Below are 16,285 nucleotides of genomic sequence, written 5' to 3'. Positions count from 1 at the left end.
CCCCAGCGCGCCGCCGGACTGCACGGGTATCGCGAACAGCGTGGGCCGGTCAGCGCGTGGTGGCGCGGGCCGCCGTGTCGATCAGGTCGGCCACCGGCTTCGGCTGCGAGACCGTGACCGCGTGCGAGGCCGTGATCTCGACGGTGTGCGACCCGGCACGCCTGGCCATGAACCGCATCGAGTCGGCGGGGATGGCCAGGTCCTGCGTGGTCACCATGAACCAGGACCGGATGGACTTCCACGCCGTCCGGGTGGCGGTGTCGTCGAGCGCGGCACTGGTGATCGGTCGCTGGGTGACGGCCATCAGGTCGGTGACCTTCCGTGGGACGTCGGCCGCGAACACCCGCCGGAACTGGTCCTGCTTGATGTAGAGGTCGGTGCCCGTACCGGCACCGGGGATCGACACCGGCACGGAGTCCAGGGCCGGGCCCAGTTGTCCGCCCGGGAACTTCGCGGCCAGAGCCGAGGTGCTCTCCCCCTGCTCCGGGGCGAAGCTCGCGATGTAGACCAGTGCCTTGACGTCGGTGTCGCCGTCGGCGGCCTCGCTCATCACCGATCCGCCGTAGGAGTGACCGGCCAGCACGATCGGGCCCCGCACGCTCTCCAGCACGCTGCGCAGGTGTTCGGCGTCGGCGTGCAGGCCGCGCAGCGGATTCGGGGCGGCGACCACCGGATAGCCGTCCCGTTTCAGGTGCGTGATGACGCCGTTCCAACTCGACGAGTCGGCGAACGCGCCGTGGACCAGCACCACCGTGGGCTTGGCCCAGGGCCGGTGCCCCGCCACCGCCTGCGCGGAGCCGGCGACCAGCGCGGCCACCGCCACACCGGCGGCGACGGCCGTCCACGGAGCGATGCGCCTGGACAGGAACGGAAGGTTGATCTTCATGGGTGGATCCTCTCGATCGGGAGCGGCCCGAGCGGGCCGGGTCTCGGGTACGGACGGAGTGGTCAGACGGAAGCGGCGGCGCGGAGGATGACGTCGGCCACCGCCTGCGGCTGCGACACCGGAAGCGCGTGCGAGGCACCGGCGACCTCCACGGCCTCCCGCGCGTTGGCGCGTTCGGCCATGAAGCGGAACACCGCGATCGGGATGGCGAGGTCCCGCTCCGGGGAGATGAACCAGGACGGGATCGTCTTCCAGGCCGGCTCGCCGGAGCCCTCGTTGAGGGCGGTGGTGTGGAACGGCCGCTGGGTGGCGGCGTCCAGGGCCGCCTGCTCCGGCGTGAGGTCCGCAGCGAAGTGCTCGTGGTAACTCTCCGGACGGACATAGACGTCGGCGGTGCCGTCGCGCAGCGGCACCTCGTGGAGGTGTTCGCCGAGGGTGGCGCCCGGGAACTTGCCGGTCAGGTCCGGCACGTTCTCGCCCTTCTCCGGAGCCAGGGCGGCCACGTACACGAGGGCCTTGACGTTGTCGTTGCCGGTCGCGGCGTTGGAGACGACCGCACCCCCGTAGGAGTGGCCGACCAGCACGATCGGACCCTCGATCGTGGCCAGCAGGTCGGCCACCACGGCGGCGTCCCCGGAGAGGCTCCGCAACGGGTTCCCGGCCGCGATGGTGCGGTGACCCGCGGCCTGCAGCCGACTGATCACTGCCTTCCAACTGCCGGACTCGGCGAAGGCGCCGTGGACCAGGACGATGGTGGGCTTCATGGGCTGTCTCCTCGACGTGGGCGGTGACGGCACGAACGGCGCCGTCGATGGGTCCACGGTCGTCTCCCGGGCCGCTCACCGAATCAGTCATCCGCCTGCCGTGAGCAACGGTGCGGCGCGGAGGACGACCGGAAGCCGAGTCCTTTCGCCGGAATCGTCCGCTCCTGCTGGTCGCTGTCGGCCGGCGCGCCTCGTCGGGCGGTCGACGGCTGCGGACGACTCGGTTAGGTCATTCGACCGATGCCCCGGCACCCTCCGCCGCCGGGCTACGTATGCCGCCGAACGAAGTTCACGCCACGGGTCGTCATTTTCTGTCTACATAGTCATCGACCCACACCGTTGCCGATCTCCATGAGCCCGCGAAAGGCTGACCTGGCGCGCTCACACCACACCGCACGGACATCGATCCAGGGAGGCACCACCATGGGCCGGAGAATTCGTACTGTCGCGGGCCTGACCGTGGCCGGCATCGCCGCCACGGTCGCTCTGCACGCTCAGCCCGCGCAGGCCGCCGTCGAGGTACCCCCCTCGGGGCTGAGCATCTTCGAGGGCACCTTCGCCACGCTGCTGCTGCACGTCGCCGAGCCCGACGGCACCTGCCTGGCCATGCCGCCGACCGCGGCGTCGCTCACCGGGGAACGCATCGTCGAACAGGTCAGCGCCTTCAGCGGGCCCAACTGCACCGGCCTCCAGTGGAACCTCGGCACGTTCCGGACCTTCACCGCCGGCAAGTACCAGTCCTTCCGGGCGTACTCGTTCTGACCGCTCGCTGAGGCGCTGCCCGCCGCAGCGCTGCTGGAGTTGTGTAAGGAGGGGTCCCCTGCTAACGCCTCGTGTATAGCAGGGGACCCCTCCTTACACGTCCGGCGGCGCGTCGTCGCGCAGCTTCGCCAGGCGGCGCCGGATCGCGGCCTCCTGATCCCGGTCCGTGTCGTTGGCCAGGCTCAACGCCACCAGCCATGCCGTCCGGGCGGCGGGCCGATCATCCATCGCATAGGCGATGTCCCCCAGACCCAGATTCGCCCGGACCCTGAGCACCCGGCCGCCGACGGCCACGGCCAGTTCGTCGGCTGCGGCGAAGTCCGCCAGGGACTCGGCGTACCGCCGCTCGCGCAGATAGAGGTTCGCGCGCCGGAGGTGGCACTGGCCGCGGCGGACACCGTGGTCGAGTTGCTCGCTCATGGCCAGGGCGCGGCCGATGGTCTGGAAACTCTCCGCGCGGTCGCCGAGTTCGTACTGCGTGTCGGCGAGACGGGACAACACGTCCACCTGGGCCACCTGCTCGCCGAGCGATTCGGCGATACGCAGTGCCTGGTGGAGACAGGTGACGGACCGATCGTGGTCACCGACCGCGAAACTGACCTCGCCGAGGTTGCGCAGTGTCAGCGACTCCCGGGACGCGTCACCCAGCTCGACGAAGATCGCCAGAGCACGGTCGAGCAGGGTCAGGGCTGCGGCGCTGTCGCCGAGGTAGAAGCGGGCGCCGGCCAGGCTGCGCAGCATGTTCGCCGTACCTGCCGAGTCGCCGGCGCCTTCCGCCGCGTCCAGGCATTCGCGCACCACGGTCGCCCACTCCTGCCACCACCCGTCGCGCTGGTAGAAGCCCTGCACCGTGAGCTCCAACTGCCAGGCGTCGTACACCCGACCGCTGTCGTTGGCCTGGCGCATGACGGCTTTCAGCACGTCCCGTTCGGCGGCGAACCATTCGACGGCCTCCCGGGCGTCCGTCGGGTTCTCGTCGACGACCCCGTCGTACGCGGCGGGCGATTCGGCATCGATCTCGGGATTGATGTGGCGGTTGGCCGCGTGGGCGGCACGCCGGTAGTAGCGGAGCAGCCGATCCGCCGCCGCGTCACGCTCCGCGTCGGAGCCGGCGCCGGCCAGCAGTTCCCGCGCGTACGCGGCGATCAGATCGTGGGCGCCGTACCGGCCGGACCGGCGTTCCGTGACGAGTCTGCTCCGCGCCAGTTCCTCGACCACGTCGCCGGCATCCTGCACGGCCAGGCCGGCGAGGCTCGCCGCGGCGGGCAGGGTGACGTCCGGGCCCGGATGCAGGGCCAGCAGACGGAACAGGCGTGCGGCGGACGGGCTGAGGCCACGGTAGGACCAGGAGAAGATGGCCCGTAGGTCGCTGTCGGAATCCTCGATGCCGAACGCGTCGAGGCCGCCCTGGGCGTCGCGCAGTTCGGCCGCGACGGCCGACAGCCGCTGTTCGGGATGGGCCAGAGCCCGGGCGGCCACCACGGCCAGTGCCAGTGGAAGCCCCGCGCACCGGTCGACGATCTCGTCCAACGCCTTCCGGTCCGCCAGGGCATGCGTGGACCCGACCCGCGAGACCACGAGCTCACGCGCCTCGTCGTCCGGCAGGACGTCGAGCGCGAGCACGTGCGCCCCGTGTGTCGCGGCGAGACCGGCCAGGCAGTAGCGGCTGGTGACCAGGACGAGGCTTCCCGGAGCACCGGGGAGCAGAGGCCGGACCTGGTCGGCGTCGCGGACGTTGTCCAGCACGATCAGCACCCGACGCTCCGCCAGGACACTGCGGTAGAGCCCGGACCGGGCCAGGTCGCTGGTCGGGATGTCCGGGCCACGGACGCCGAGCGCGTGCAGGAATGCCTGGAGCACCTCTCCCGGGGGCAACGCGGCGTCCGGGTCCAGGCCCCTGAGGTCGGCGTAGAGCTGACCGTCCGGGAACTCGTCGGCCAACCGGTACCCGAGGTGGGTCGCCAGGCTGGTCTTGCCGACGCCGGGGATGCCCTCGATGACGACGATGCGCAGTGCCCCGGCGGCGGTGCGGCCGTGGATGAGCGCGAGCGCCCGGCGCAGGCTGTCCTGGCGTCCGGTGAAGTGGGGAAGGTCCGGCGGTAGCTGGGCCGGACTGACGAGGAAGCCGCCCGCTGACGGGCTCTCGTCGGGCCGCCGACCCGGCGCCATCTCGGGGGCGCCGTGCCGCAGGACCGTCCGGTACGCCTCCTGGAGTTCGCGGCCCGGATGGATCCCGAGATCGTCGGAGAGCCGGCTCCGGAGTTCCTGGTACAGGGCGATCGCTTCGGCCTGCTGCCCGGCTGCGGACAGGGTAAGCAGCAACCTGGCCTGGACGGCTTCGTCCAGCGGACGCTGCGCGGCGACGCGCCGCAGCATCGGTAGCACCAGCCGGGCCGTTCCCGCACGCAGTGCCAGGTCGGTGGCCTCACCCACCAGGTCGGCGTACTCGTCGTCCACCGACTCGAAGTCGGCGACCGGACGACTGAGCAGGTCCGGAGCGCCGCCGCACGGCCCGCGCGAGAGTTCCAGTGCCTGTACGTAGGTCGTCAGCGCCTGAGCGGGGTCGTCGGTTTCCCGCGCCCGACGCACCAGGTCGCGGAAGCGCAGCAGGTCCAGCCCGTGCGCGTCGACCATCATGCGGTAGCCGGCCGCGTCGCTCGCCAGCCACCGTCCGGGTGTCCGAGGGCGCAGGTCGGGTTCGAACAGCCGCCGCAGGGAGCCCAGGTGGAGGTGGACGATGTTCACCGCGCTACGGGGTGGGCGTTCGTCCCACAACAGCGTGACGAAGTCCGTGATGCCGACCGGCCGGCCGGCGCGGGCCAGGAGCAGCGCGAGGATCAGACGCTGCTGGCGTGATCCCGGGTCGACCTCGCGTTCGCCGCGCCACACCTGCACCGGGCCCAGCACGGCGAAGCGTACGGGTGGACCGTCGTCCGGATTTCCGGCACCCATCAGCATCGCGGGCGGCCTATGATCACGCCTCTCAGCTTAGGTCCGTCGGCAAGGCGACTGAACCCTGACCGCCCGCGATCGTCGTTCCGGGTGTGACGTCATCGCATGAGCTGTTGGTCGGGCGCGAGGTGGAGCTGGCGTGCATCGGCCACTTCCTGCAATCGGTACGGCGCGACGGGGATGTCCGGTTGGTGCGCGGCGAGCCCGGTGTCGGCAAGTCGGCGTTGTTGGACGCGGCGGCGGACCTGGGCGAGGCCGCCGGCTTTCAGGTGTTGCGGGCGTCCGGCTCGGAGTTCGAGGCGGACGTCAGCTACTCCTCGCTCAACCAGCTACTGCTACCGCTGTACGCCGAGATTCGACGGCTGCCCCCGGCACTGCGCGACGCGCTCACCGTCGCGCTCGGTTTCGGCTCCGGCCCGACGCCTGCGGCACTGCTGGTCTGCAACGCCGCCCGGTCTCTGCTCACCACCGTCGCCAGGAAGGCGCCCGTCCTGCTGATCGTGGACGACGTGCAGTGGGTCGACCGGTCCAGCGCCGTCGCGCTCGGCTTCATCGCCCGGCGGGTGGCGAGGTCACCGGTCGGCGTGATCGCCGCCTTCCGGACCGGCACCGAGAGCTTCCTCGACCGTCGTGGCCTCACCGAGGTCACTGTCGAGCCGCTGAGTACCGAAGCCTCCGCCAGGCTGGTGGACTCGCACTTCCCCACCATGACGTCGCCCACCCGGCGACGCCTGCTCGACCTCGCCCGGGGCAATCCGCTGGCCCTGGTCGAGTTACCGGCCACCCTCGCCGGAGCGGCGCATCCCTCGGCCTTCGCCGACGTCGTACCGCTCAGCGACCGGCTTCAGGCCGGCTTCGCCAACCGCATCGCCGGTCTGCCCGAGCCCAGCCGGCTGCTGCTGTTGCTCGCCACGTTCGAGGGCAGCGGCGACGTCCGCACCCTGCGCGGCATGACCGACCTGACCCATCTGGCACCGGCCGAACGACACCAGTTGGTACGGGTCGACGACGCGACCGGGCGCATCACCTTCCGGCATCCCCTCATCCAGTCGGCGATCGTGGCGTCCTCCACGCACGAGGAGCGGTGCCGGGCTCACCTGGCCATCGCCGAGGCGTTGCCGGACGATCCGGAACGTCGGAGCTGGCATCTGGCCGCCGCCACCGCCGGTCCGGACGAGGCGGTGGCGGCAGAACTGGAGCAGGCATCCCATCGCGTCATGCAGCGGGGCGACTCGCTGGCTGCCATCGCCGCCCTGATGCGTGCGGCCGAACTGAGCGCCACTCCGCAGAGCACCGCACGGCGACTGGCGCAGGCGGCGTACATCGGTGCGGAGGCCGGCGGTTCCGGCGATGCGACCACCCTGCTCGCCCGGTCGCGGGAGATGAGCGTCGGCTCGGCCGGTGCGCTGCACGCCGCCGGCGCTGCGGCCCTGCTGATGATCAATGGTGACGGCGACGTGCACACCGCACACCGTCTGCTCGCCGGCGCGATCGAGACGGGCGAGCACGGCTGGCGCGCGGACGATCCGGCGCTCGACGAGGCCATGCACACGCTGCTGTTGCTGTCCTGGTATGCCGGCAGTCCCGACCACTGGGCCGTCTTCCATCGACTTCTCGGGATGTTCACGCCGGGTCCGAGCGACCTCCTCTCGGTGATGAGCAGGACCTTCCCCGATCCGGTGCGCACCGGTGCCGCGGCGGTGGCGGACCTGGAGGCGCTGATCGCGTCGTTGCCCGAGGAGGAGGATCTGACCCGGGCCATGCGGATCGGCACCGCCTCGGTCTATCTGGACCGGTTGGGCGAGAACCGCGAGTACTCGTGGCGACTCGTGCAGCAGGGACGCGAAGGCGGGGCACCACGGCGGCAGTTGGCCGCGATGATGCACCTCTGTCTGGACGGGTTCCTCACCGGCCGGTGGGACGAGACCGAGGAGTTGGCCGTCGAGGCGCAGCAGGTCTGCGGTGACAGCGGTCTGGGGTTCCTGAAGTGGTACTTCCTGTACAACCGCGCGATCGTCGCGGCCGGTCGGGGCCGGTCCGGCGAGGCTTTCGAGCTGGCCGACGAGATCACCCACTGGGCGCTACCGCGCGGGGTGGCGGGAGCGGCTGCCATCGCCCATCACCCGCGTGCGCTGGCCGCCGCCGCACAGGGCGACTTCGAGTCCGCGTACCGGCACGCCGCCGCTTCCAGTCCTCCCGGTGTCCTCGCCCCGTACGTGCCGAACTGCACGTATGTGATGTTCGACCTGGTGGAGGCCGCCGTCCGGACCGGGCGTACCGCCGAGGCCCGGGCGCACGCCGAGGCCATGCGCGAGGCGGACGTGGCCGCCCTGTCGACCCGCATGCGGCTGCTGCAGCACGGCGTCGACGCGCTCGTGAGCGACGGCGACGACGCCGCCGCCCGGCTCGCGCAGACCCTGGACGATCCGGCTTCGGAGCGCTGGCTGTACGAGGCGTCGCGGATCCGGCTCGCCTACGCCGAGAAGCTGCGTCGTCATCGGGATCCGTCGGCAGCCCGTCCTCATCTCCTCGCGGCCCGCGACGGTTTCGCCGCGATGGGCGCCGAGCCGTGGCTGGCCCGTACCGCAGCCGAGCTGCGCGCCACCGGCTACCGACCGGTCGTCGCCGAGGAACCGGCCACCGGTCTCGGCGGTCTGACCAGTCAGGAGCTGGAGATCGCGGGACTGGCCGCCAGCGGCCTCACCAACAAGCAGATCGCCGAGCGCCTCTATATCTCCCACCGCACGGTCGGCGCCCATCTCTATCGCATCTTCCCGAAGCTCGGCGTGTCGGCGCGTGCCGGACTGCGTGACGCCCTTTCAGCGCAGTTTCCGAAATAGTGGAATGGTCAACCGAGTGGCAATAAAGTAGAAATTAAGAGGCACCTCGTACGCTTTCCCCGACGCGTTGGAACTGGACGGGGAATTCGATGTCGACAGTCACCGCCACCGAGGATCTCATGCGGGACCTGCACCGCGACAACGGTGGCGCGCTGCTGCACTACCTGCGGAGGCTGACCCCACCGGGGTCCCTCTGCACCGCCGAGGACCTGCTGCAGGAGACGATGCTCCGGGCCTGGCGCAGTCTGGACCAGATGCCGCCGGGCCCGGAGCCGCAACGGCGCTGGCTGTTCACCGTCGCGCGGCGTCTCGCGATCGACGCGTACCGCAGGCGGCAGAGACGGCCCGTCGAGGTCGGCATCGTCGAGGCGGACCTCGCGCACTCGGTCAACGCGGCGGAGACGGCGATCGCGTCACTCACGCTGCGACGCGCCGTCGGCGAACTCGGCGCCACCCACCGGTCCGTCCTGGTGGAACTGTACGTGCATGGCCATTCCGTCGACGAGGCCGCCGCCGCGCTCGGCATTCCCGCCGGTACGGTCAAATCGCGCGCCCATTATGCGGTACGACATCTGCGCGATTCGCTGATGAACACCTGAGGGTCGTTCACCGCCGGGAGGGGCTGATTCCTTCCAGGGCGAGTCGCACCAACCGCTCCGCCTCGGTCGCGCTTGTGGATTCCGCTGCCAGTGCGATCGCCTTGACGAGGGTCACCAGGTCGATCATCTCGACGTCCGCGCGCACGGTCCCCTCCTCGGCGGCGCGACGCCGCAGCGGTTCGCCGGCCGCCACGAGCATCGCGGAGCAGGACTCGCTCTCCTGTGGCGCCCTGAGCAGGGAGGTGACCAGGCCGCGGGTGGTCGTGCTGTAGACCGCCAGCTCGCACAGCCAGGTCGTCAGTGCCTCGCGGGCGTCCGGCCCGGTCGACAGGTCGCCGGCGCGGGCACAGAGCGCCTCGACGCGGTCGTGGAAGACCGCCTCCAGCAGCGCCCAGCGGGACGGGAAGTGCCGGTGCAGGGTCGCCGAGCCCACGCCGGCGGCTCGGGCGATCTCCTCCAGCGACGCGTACGCGCCGTCCCGGGCGACCGCCTCGCTGGCCGCCGTGACGATCAGCGCGCGGTTGCGTTGTGCGTCAGCTCTCATCGCCTGCCGTTTGGATAAGTGGGGTGTGCCCCCATATCGTAGCCGACATGAAGTGGGGTGCCACCCCACTTGTTCCGAGGAGGAGACATGGCCGTCCTTGTCATCGGTGCCACCGGCAAGCAGGGCGGCGCCACCGCCCGGGCCCTGCTCGACCGGGGCGTCGCGGTACGCGCCCTGGTCCGCGACACCACCGCCGCCACCGCACTCGCCCTCCGCGAACGCGGCGCCGAACTGGTCCGGGGCGACCTGGACGACCCCGCCTCGCTCCTCGCCGCAGCACGCGGAGTGGACGGCGTCTTCTCCATCCCCTTCCCGGATCTCACCGATCTGCAGGGCGATGCCGAACTGCGCCGGGGGCGGCACCTCGTCGAGGCCGCACGCAGGGCCGGGGTGCCGCAGTTCGTCCACAGCAGCGTCGCCGGTGCCGGTGACTTCCACCGCAACCAGCCGGGCTGGGCCGAGGGCCGCTGGGACCGGCACTACTGGGAGAGCAAGGCGGAGATCGACGAACTGGTCCGCACCGGCGGATTCGCCCGCTGGACCGTCCTCAAGCCCGCGACCTTCATGGAGAACCTGCTGGAGAAGTCCTTCCTGTTCGGCGACTGGTCCAGCGGCACCATCGTCACCGGCTTCGCCGAGGACACTCGCATCGCCTGGATCGCCGTCGACGACATCGGTGCCGCCGCAGCGACCGCCTTCACCGGACCGGGCACGCTCGACGGCAAGGAGGTGGAACTCGCCGGCGACATGCGCACCATGACCGAGGTCGCCGCGATCCTCAGCGAGGTGACCGGCCGGACCGTCACCGCGCCGGTCCTCACCCCGCAGGAGGCGGTGACGCGCGGCCTGCCACCATTCATGATCAGGACTGTCGAGCAGATCAACGAGAACGGCACCCCCGCCCGACCGGAGATCGCCCAGGCACTCGGCCTGCCCACCACCGACTTCCGCACCTGGGCCCGTCGCACCTTCGCCTGACCGCTCGGGTGCCGGGCCGGCTGCGGGACGGCCGGCCCGGCAAGCCCGACGAGGTCGCCCACCCGGTCGAGGTCAGGACCGCCGTCGGGCCACCGCCTGGATCTCGATGAGCAGGTACGGGTGGGGAAGCTGGTGCACGGCGACGGTGGTGCGGGTGGGGCCGGTCTCGTCGAAGTACTCGGCGTAGACCTCGTTGTAGCCGCCGAAGTCGTTCATGCTCACCAGGTAGGTGGTGAGCTGGACGAGGTCGTCGAGGTCGGCCCCGACGGAGTGCAGGATGTCGCGGATGTTGTCGATGACGGCGCGGGTCTGCGCGCGGATGTCGAGGTCCGTGACGCCCATCGGGTCCGCCGCGGCACCGACGATCGTGTTGTCCGGCCGGCGGCTGGACGTACCCGAGACGAAGATCAGGTCACCGGCGACCTTGACATGCGGGAACCGGCCGCGCGGCGTGGCCTTGCCGGGCACCACACCGTCGTGTCGTGCGCCGTTCTCTCGGGGCGGGGTCACGACGCGACCCGCAGGGACGCGGTGCCGAGCGTGTCGACGGTGACCCGGACGTGTGATCCGGCCCGCAGCGGCACGGCGGCGGTGGCCGCGCCGGCGAGCAGGACCGCACCGTCGGCCAGTTCCACGCCGCTGGCGGCGGCGAGCCGGACCGCCTCGGCGAGTGCCCGGCGGGGATCGCCGAGGATCGCGGCGGTGGATCCGATCTGGACGGGTCGCCCGTCGACCTCCATCAGCACACCGAGGTTGTCGATCCCGTCCGGCACCGGCTGCCAGGCACCGAGGACGAAACCGCTGGCCGAGGTGTTGTCGGCGATGACCTCGGGCAGGGTGAAGCGGAAGTCGACGTACCGGGAGTCGATGACCTCGAGGGCCGGCGCGACCGCCGTGATCGCGCCGCCGTGGACGAGGAAGGCGACCTCCGGCTCGACCTTGGGGTGGAGGTGCGCGGAGAGCCGGAGCGTGCCGCCGTCGGGGATGCGCATGGCGTCGGTGAGCCGGCCCCAGATGACCTCGTCGACGCCCATCTGTGCCATCTTGGCCCGGCTGGTCAGCCCGAGCTTCAGGCCGACGGGACGCTCGCCGCGCGAGAGGCGGTGGGCGACCACGGCCTGCTGCACCCGGTAGGCGGTGGGTACGTCCAGCTCGGCGTCGGTGCCGATCTGCGGGATCGCGGTACGGCTGGTCGCCGCGTCGTCGAGGCGTCGGGCGAGGTGGTCGGTGGTGCTCATCGGCTTCCTCCGGTCGCGGTGGTCCGGTCGGTGGCAGCGACCAGGTCGAGGGCGACGTCGACGATCATGTCTTCCTGTCCGCCGACCATGCGGCGGCGACCCAACTCGACGAGGATCGAGCGGACGTCGATCCCGTAGCGCTGCGAGGCCCGCTCGGCGTGGCGCAGGAAGCTGGAGTAGACCCCGGCGTAGCCGAGGCTCAGCGTCTCCCGGTCGACGCGGACCGGCCGGTCCTGCACCGGCCGGACCAGGTCGTCGGCGGCGTCCATCAGCGCGAACACGTCGCAGCCGTGGTCCCAGCCGTGGAGTTCGGCGACGGCGGCGAACACCTCCAGGGGGGCGTTGCCGGCGCCGGCGCCGTGCCCGGCCAGGGAGGCGTCGATCCGGGTGGTGCCGTGCTCCACGGCGGCGACGCTGTTGGCCACGCCGAGGGAGAGGTTGTGGTGCGCGTGGATGCCGATCTGCGTGGCCGGATCGAGGACCTGGCGGTACGCGTCGACGCGCTCGGCGACGTCGCGGGTCAGCAGCCGGCCGCCGGAATCGGTGACGTAGACGCAGTGCGCGCCGTAGGACTCCATCAGCTTCGCCTGGGTCGCCAGCGCCACCGGGTCGTTCATGTGCGCCATCATCAGGAACCCGGACACGTCCATGCCGTTGTCGCGCGCCCATCCGATGTGCTGCGCCGAGATGTCCGCCTCGGTGCAGTGCGTGGCGATCCGTACGCTGGTCACGCCCAGGTCGCGGGCGGCCTTCAGGTCGGCGATGGTGCCGATGCCGGGCAGCAGGAGGGTGGTCAGTCTCGCGGTGGTGACCGCCTCGGCCGCCGCGGCGATCCAGTCCGCGTCGGATGCGGCGCCGTGCCCGTAGTTGACGCTGGAGCCGGCCAGGCCGTCGCCGTGGGCGACCTCGATCGCCGCGACCCCGGCCGCGTCGAGGGCGGCGGCGATCGTGCGGACCTGGTCGACGGTGAACTGGTGCCGGACGGCGTGCATGCCGTCGCGCAGTGTCACGTCCTGCAGATAGAGCCGGGTCATGCCGGCACCTTCCGATCGGTGCGGAATTCGACCATCCGTTCCGCCGTGCGCAGTGCGGCGGAGGTCATGATGTCGAGGTTGCCGGCGTACGCGGGCAGGTAGTGCCCGGCACCGGACACCTCCAGGAACACCGACACCTGTACGCCGGTGAACCGGGTGCCCAGCGCGGGCACGTACGTGTCGACGTGGTCGAACTGCACGCGTTGTTTCAGCCGGTAGCCGGGCACGTATCCGGCGACGGTGGCGACCATGGTCTCGATCGACGCGGTGACGGCGTCCTGGTCGACGTCCTGGTCGGGGCAGAGGCAGTAGACGGTGTCGCGCATCATCATCGGTGGTTCCGCCGGGTTCAACACGATGATCGCCTTGCCACGGCGGGCGCCGCCGACGACCTCGATCGCCCGCGCCGTCGTCTCGGTGAACTCGTCGATGTTGGCCCGGGTGCCGGGGCCCGCCGACCGGGAGGCGATCGACGCGACGATCTCCGCGTAGTGCACGGGTGTCACCTGGCCGACGGCGGCGACGACGGGGACGGTCGCCTGCCCGCCGCAGGTCACCATGTTCACGTTGGGCGCGTCGAGGTGCTCGTCGAGGTTGACCGGCGGCACTACGTACGGGCCGACGGCGGCCGGGGTCAGGTCCACCACCAGCCGGCCGTGCTCGCGCAGCAGTGCGGCGTGGCGGCGGTGCGATCCGGCCGACGTGGCGTCGAACACGACGCCGACGTCGGCGAACTCCGGCATCGTCAGCAGCCCGTCGATCCCGTCGGCGGTGGTGGCCACGCCGAGCCGGCGGGCTCTGGCGAGGCCGTCGGAGGCCGGGTCGACGCCGACCATCGCCGTCATCCGCAGCGACTCCGACAGGCGCAGAACCTTGATCATCAGGTCGGTGCCGATGTTTCCCGGCCCGATCACGGCCACCCCGGTCATGCCGTCTCCCCCGGGCTGAAGCAGGCCCGGACCGAGCCCAGGCCGGAGATCCGCGCCTCGTACGTCGCCCCGGCGGTGACCGGCACCATCGGTCCGAGTGCGCCGGACAGGACGATGTCCCCGGCGGTCAGCGGAGTGCCCGCGCCGGCGAGGGTCTGCGCGAGCCAGGCCACCGCGTGCACGGGATTGCCGAGACAGGCGGCGCCCGCCCCGACCGAGACCGGTTCACCGGCGTGTTCGAGGACCATCCCGGCCAGTCGGAGGTCGACGTCCGCCAGCGTGCGGGGCTGGTTGCCGAGCACGAAGAGTCCGGAGGAGGCGTTGTCGGCGACGGTGTCCACGATGGAGATGTCCCAGCCGGTGATCCGGGAGTCGACGATCTCGATCGCGGGCAGGACGTGGTCGGTGGCCCGGATCACGTCGGCGGGTGTCACTTGCGTGAACGTCAGGTCGGCGCCGAGCACGAAGGCGACCTCGGCCTCCACCCGGGGTTGCAGCAGCCGACCGACGTCGATCTCGGTGCCGTCCGGGACCGCCATGTCGGCGAAGAGCACCCCGAAGTCGGGCTGATAGACGCCGAAGGCCTGCTGGACGGCGGAGGACGTCAGGCCGATCTTCGCGCCGACCCGGCGGCGACCCGCCGCCTCCCACTCGGCGACCTGTGCCTGCTGCACCTGGTATGCGGCGTCGACGTCGCCGACCGGGATCAGGTCGCCGCGCAGCGGCGCGACGGGGGTACGCGTCTCGTAGGCGGTCCGCAGCAGTCGGGCGGACCGGGCGACATCACTCATGACAGATCCACACAGACGTTTGTCAGTTCGGAGTAGAAGTTCAGGGAGTGGGTGCCGCCCTCACGGCCGACACCGGAGGCCTTGGCCCCGCCGAACGGGGTGCGCAGGTCCCGAAGGAACCACGTGTTGACCCAGACGATGCCGGTCTCCAGGCGCGTGCCGGCCCGGTGGGCGCGGCCCACGTCGCGGGTCCAGACGGTGGCGGCCAGGCCGTAGTCGCTGTCGTTGGCCAGGTCGAACGCCTCGTCCTCGTCGTCGAACGGCGCCACGTGGCAGACCGGGCCGAAGACCTCCTCCCGGTTGACGCGGGCGTCGGGCCCCAGGCCGGTCAGGACGGTGGGACGGACGTAGGCGCCGCCGTCGCGGGCGTCGGCGAAGGTCGGTATGTCACCGCCGGCGAGCACCGTGGCGCCCTCGGTCCGGGCTAGGTCGTAGTAGCCGAGCACCTTGTCCTGGTGGGCGTGGGAGATCAGCGGCATGTTCGCCGTCGCCTCGTCGGCGGGCCAGCCGAAGGTCAGCTCGTCGGCGCGGGCGGCGAGCCGGCTCACGAACTCGTCGAACACCGGTCGCTGCACGAGCAGTCGTTCGGTGCAGAGACACACCTGGCCGCCGTTGGTGAACGAGGAGCGCACCGAGCCCTCGATCGCGGCGTCGAGGTCGGCGTCGGCGAAGACCAGGCCGGCGTTCTTGCCGCCCAGTTCGAAGGAGACCGCCTTCACGCCGTCGGCCGCCGCCCGCATGATCGTCTGGCCGGTGGCCGACTCGCCGGTGAAGGTGATCGCGTCGACGTCCGGATGCTGGGTCAGGAACTCCCCCGCCGAGTCGGGTCCGAAGCCGTGCACGACGTTGAAGACACCGTCGGGCACTCCGGCCGCCGCCATCACCTCGGCCAGCAGTGTCGCCGACGACGGCGTCTCCTCGGAGGGTTTGACCACCACGGTGTTGCCGCAGGCGAGGGCCGGGGCCACCTTCCAGGTCAGCAGCAGCAGCGGCAGGTTCCAGGGCACGATGACCGCGACCACACCGACCGGTTTGCGTACGGCGTAGTTCAGGGCGCGTCCGCCGGTGGGGGTCGGGGTCGTGAAGGACTCCGTCGGGGTGGTCGACACGATCTCGGCGAACGCGCGGAAGTTCGCCGCGCCACGGGGGATGTCGAGGGTGCGGGCCTGTGAGATGGACTTGCCGGTGTCACCGACCTCCGCCGCCACCAGGTCGTCGAAGCGGCGTTCCAGCTCGTCGGCGACCCGGTAGAGGATCGCGGCCCGCTCCCGCTCCCCCATCCGGCCCCAGGGTCCCCGCAGCGCCGAGCGGGCGGCGGCCACCGCGGCGTCCACCGTGGACCGGTCGGCCTCGGCGACGTAGCGGATGGTCTCGCCGGTCACCGGGGAGACCTTGGCGAAGCGCGTGCCGGAGGTGTCGAATACGCCGTCGACGAAGTTCGGCAGGACGGTCGGCTCGCCGGCCGGTCGGCCGGCGAGCAGACTCGGGGACCAGAGCCCGTCGGTCATCACAGGCGTGCCTTTCGGTCAGGACGTGGTGGGCGCGGGGTCGGGGGCTTCGGCGGTGCCGGGATCGGCCACCAGGGCGACCACGGCGGCGTCGACGGTGGACTCGCCGGTCACCGAGGCGGCTGCCTCGTCGGTGACGACCAGCACGGTGGTGCCGACGCCGACGTTGAGCGGGTCGACGGCGACCAGCTCGGAGCCGTCGGGCCGGACCCGGACCAGGACGAGGCGTCGGCCCTGGAGCGAGGGCAGGATGCGGTCCGCCCACACCTTGCCGACGACCTCGCCGAGCACCATCAGGCTTCCCCGCGCAGGCTGGCCATGACCTCGCGGATCCGGGCCGTCTCGGGGTTGTCGAGCAGCGCCGCCGTGGTCGGGTGCGGTTTGGGGTAGACCTGCGAGCTGCGCAGGTCGCCGTGGGCGCGGATGGCGGCCTCGCCGGCGGCGACCGCCTGCCGCACGG

General features: G+C 71.5%; 15 protein-coding genes. 4 read left to right on the top strand and 11 right to left on the bottom strand.

The window, feature by feature from the left end:
- Positions 1-49: 49 nt before the first annotated feature.
- Positions 50-886: an alpha/beta fold hydrolase gene (locus EYA84_RS12175; RefSeq protein ID WP_131053150.1), complete on the bottom strand. Its 837-nt coding sequence runs from the start codon at positions 884-886 to the stop codon at positions 50-52.
- Between the two features lie 62 nt (positions 887-948).
- Positions 949-1,650, bottom strand: a complete 702-nt coding sequence (locus EYA84_RS12170; protein ID WP_131053149.1) for an alpha/beta fold hydrolase — start codon at positions 1,648-1,650, stop codon at positions 949-951.
- Positions 1,651-2,073: 423 nt separating this feature from the next.
- Between EYA84_RS12170 and EYA84_RS12165 the strand changes: the two genes are divergently transcribed.
- Positions 2,074-2,412, top strand: a complete 339-nt coding sequence (locus EYA84_RS12165) for a hypothetical protein (protein WP_131053148.1) — start codon at positions 2,074-2,076, stop codon at positions 2,410-2,412.
- Between the two features lie 93 nt (positions 2,413-2,505).
- Here the strand turns inward: EYA84_RS12165 and EYA84_RS12160 are convergent, their stop codons facing one another.
- Positions 2,506-5,370, bottom strand: coding sequence for a BTAD domain-containing putative transcriptional regulator (locus tag EYA84_RS12160; RefSeq protein ID WP_131053147.1), 2,865 nt, complete (start codon positions 5,368-5,370; stop codon positions 2,506-2,508).
- A gap of 86 nt (positions 5,371-5,456) precedes the next feature.
- Between EYA84_RS12160 and EYA84_RS12155 the strand changes: the two genes are divergently transcribed.
- Together EYA84_RS12155 and EYA84_RS12150 are read left to right on the top strand one after the other, a co-directional pair.
- A complete protein-coding gene (locus EYA84_RS12155; protein ID WP_201272374.1) occupies positions 5,457-8,204 on the top strand; it encodes an AAA family ATPase in 2,748 nt (915 codons plus the stop codon).
- Positions 8,205-8,293: 89 nt separating this feature from the next.
- Positions 8,294-8,803 (top strand): sigma-70 family RNA polymerase sigma factor, encoded by a 510-nt coding sequence (locus EYA84_RS12150; RefSeq protein WP_131053145.1) that lies wholly within the window; start codon positions 8,294-8,296, stop codon positions 8,801-8,803.
- Positions 8,804-8,810: 7 nt separating this feature from the next.
- Here EYA84_RS12150 and EYA84_RS12145 read toward each other — a convergent pair whose 3' ends face one another.
- A complete protein-coding gene (locus EYA84_RS12145) occupies positions 8,811-9,347 on the bottom strand; it encodes a TetR/AcrR family transcriptional regulator (protein ID WP_131053144.1) in 537 nt (178 codons plus the stop codon).
- An 87-nt stretch (positions 9,348-9,434) separates the two neighbouring features.
- Between EYA84_RS12145 and EYA84_RS12140 the strand changes: the two genes are divergently transcribed.
- On the top strand, positions 9,435-10,325 hold the full coding sequence (locus EYA84_RS12140) for an NmrA/HSCARG family protein (RefSeq protein WP_131053143.1): 891 nt from the start codon (positions 9,435-9,437) through the stop codon (positions 10,323-10,325).
- Positions 10,326-10,397: 72 nt separating this feature from the next.
- Here the strand turns inward: EYA84_RS12140 and EYA84_RS12135 are convergent, their stop codons facing one another.
- Genes EYA84_RS12135 through EYA84_RS12105 form a run of 7 tightly spaced genes read right to left on the bottom strand, consistent with a single transcriptional unit; the run spans position 10,398 to position 16,119 of the window.
- Positions 10,398-10,835 carry a RidA family protein gene (locus EYA84_RS12135; RefSeq protein WP_236145723.1) on the bottom strand — a complete coding sequence of 146 codons (438 nt, stop codon included), beginning with the start codon at positions 10,833-10,835 and terminating at the stop codon, positions 10,398-10,400.
- A complete protein-coding gene (locus EYA84_RS12130; protein WP_131053142.1) occupies positions 10,832-11,563 on the bottom strand; it encodes a 2-keto-4-pentenoate hydratase in 732 nt (243 codons plus the stop codon). The genes EYA84_RS12135 and EYA84_RS12130 overlap by 4 nt, the downstream gene beginning before the upstream one ends.
- Entirely contained in the window at positions 11,560-12,597 is a 1,038-nt protein-coding gene (gene dmpG / locus EYA84_RS12125) for a 4-hydroxy-2-oxovalerate aldolase (RefSeq protein WP_131053141.1), read from the bottom strand. The genes EYA84_RS12130 and dmpG overlap by 4 nt, the downstream gene beginning before the upstream one ends.
- Positions 12,594-13,526, bottom strand: a complete 933-nt coding sequence (locus EYA84_RS12120) for an acetaldehyde dehydrogenase (acetylating) (protein ID WP_131053140.1) — start codon at positions 13,524-13,526, stop codon at positions 12,594-12,596. The genes dmpG and EYA84_RS12120 overlap by 4 nt, the downstream gene beginning before the upstream one ends.
- Positions 13,523-14,317: a 2-keto-4-pentenoate hydratase gene (locus EYA84_RS12115; protein ID WP_131053139.1), complete on the bottom strand. Its 795-nt coding sequence runs from the start codon at positions 14,315-14,317 to the stop codon at positions 13,523-13,525. Before EYA84_RS12115 ends, EYA84_RS12120 begins: the two co-directional genes overlap by 4 nt.
- The gene (locus EYA84_RS12110) at positions 14,314-15,825 is read right to left on the bottom strand and encodes a 2-hydroxymuconic semialdehyde dehydrogenase (protein WP_131053138.1); all 1,512 of its coding nucleotides are present in this window, start codon (positions 15,823-15,825) and stop codon (positions 14,314-14,316) included. The genes EYA84_RS12115 and EYA84_RS12110 overlap by 4 nt, the downstream gene beginning before the upstream one ends.
- A gap of 18 nt (positions 15,826-15,843) precedes the next feature.
- Entirely contained in the window at positions 15,844-16,119 is a 276-nt protein-coding gene (locus tag EYA84_RS12105) for a EutN/CcmL family microcompartment protein (RefSeq protein WP_131053137.1), read from the bottom strand.
- Between the last annotated feature and the right edge of the window lie 166 nt (positions 16,120-16,285).

Source organism: Verrucosispora sp. SN26_14.1 (genome assembly GCF_004307965.1).
In the GTDB taxonomy this organism is placed as follows: domain Bacteria; phylum Actinomycetota; class Actinomycetes; order Mycobacteriales; family Micromonosporaceae; genus Micromonospora.
Note: the sequence above shows the minus strand (reverse complement) of the source record. Positions and strands in the feature narration are given on the sequence as shown.

What these genes read in the sequence shown, in the direction of transcription:
- EYA84_RS12140 (WP_131053143.1), top strand. Translation starts at nt 9,435, where the DNA reads ATGGCCGTCCTTGTCATCGGTGCCACCGGCAAGCAGGGCGGCGCCACC.
- EYA84_RS12170 (WP_131053149.1), bottom strand. Translation starts at nt 1,650, where the DNA reads ATGAAGCCCACCATCGTCCTGGTCCACGGCGCCTTCGCCGAGTCCGGC.
- EYA84_RS12105 (WP_131053137.1), bottom strand. Translation starts at nt 16,119, where the DNA reads ATGGTGCTCGGCGAGGTCGTCGGCAAGGTGTGGGCGGACCGCATCCTG.
- EYA84_RS12130 (WP_131053142.1), bottom strand. Translation starts at nt 11,563, where the DNA reads ATGAGCACCACCGACCACCTCGCCCGACGCCTCGACGACGCGGCGACC.
- EYA84_RS12165 (WP_131053148.1), top strand. Translation starts at nt 2,074, where the DNA reads ATGGGCCGGAGAATTCGTACTGTCGCGGGCCTGACCGTGGCCGGCATC.
- EYA84_RS12120 (WP_131053140.1), bottom strand. Translation starts at nt 13,526, where the DNA reads ATGACCGGGGTGGCCGTGATCGGGCCGGGAAACATCGGCACCGACCTG.
- EYA84_RS12110 (WP_131053138.1), bottom strand. Translation starts at nt 15,825, where the DNA reads ATGACCGACGGGCTCTGGTCCCCGAGTCTGCTCGCCGGCCGACCGGCC.
- EYA84_RS12145 (WP_131053144.1), bottom strand. Translation starts at nt 9,347, where the DNA reads ATGAGAGCTGACGCACAACGCAACCGCGCGCTGATCGTCACGGCGGCC.
- dmpG (WP_131053141.1), bottom strand. Translation starts at nt 12,597, where the DNA reads ATGACCCGGCTCTATCTGCAGGACGTGACACTGCGCGACGGCATGCAC.
- EYA84_RS12175 (WP_131053150.1), bottom strand. Translation starts at nt 886, where the DNA reads ATGAAGATCAACCTTCCGTTCCTGTCCAGGCGCATCGCTCCGTGGACG.
- EYA84_RS12160 (WP_131053147.1), bottom strand. Translation starts at nt 5,370, where the DNA reads ATGCTGATGGGTGCCGGAAATCCGGACGACGGTCCACCCGTACGCTTC.
- EYA84_RS12150 (WP_131053145.1), top strand. Translation starts at nt 8,294, where the DNA reads ATGTCGACAGTCACCGCCACCGAGGATCTCATGCGGGACCTGCACCGC.
- EYA84_RS12115 (WP_131053139.1), bottom strand. Translation starts at nt 14,317, where the DNA reads ATGAGTGATGTCGCCCGGTCCGCCCGACTGCTGCGGACCGCCTACGAG.